Raw genomic sequence first — 516 nt, forward strand, 5'->3', positions numbered from 1 at the left:
TTGCGATCTCGGGGGCGTTGATCGAATTTTCGTCCCAGCCAAGCCGCATCTTGAGCGTGACGGGAACATCGACGGCCTTGACTGTCGCCTCGATGAGGCCGAGCGCGTGGTCGGGATCACGCATCAGCGCGGAGCCGGAATAGCCGCCGATCACCTTCTTGGCCGGGCATCCCATGTTGATGTCGATGATATCAGCACCGTGCGCGGCGGCGATCTTCGCGCCTTCCGCCATCCAATGCGCTTCGCGACCGGCAAGCTGCACCATGTGCGGATTGAAGCCCGCGGTCTTCAACSGCGCCCAGGATTGCTCGGTGTCATTGACGAGTTCGCGGCTCGCCACCATCTCGGTCACCACCAGCCCCGCGCCATGGCGCCAGGCCAATTGACGGAACGGCATATCGGTGACGCCGGACATGGGCGCCAGCACGATACGGTTGCGCACCGCAACGGTTCCGATGCACAAAGGAGATGCGAGGTGTATGTCAGACAACTGATTATCTTTCAGGCACGCTAAGC

General features: G+C 61.7%; 1 protein-coding gene. It reads right to left on the bottom strand.

Going from position 1 to position 516, the window contains the following annotated elements:
- Nucleotides 1–442 (bottom strand): tRNA dihydrouridine synthase (locus AC1DKR_RS21095; RefSeq protein ID WP_478035090.1); only part of this gene is annotated, 442 nt, incomplete at its 3' end.
- Between the last annotated feature and the right edge of the window lie 74 nt (nt 443–516).

Source organism: Stenotrophomonas sp. 01N47, from assembly GCF_056399165.1.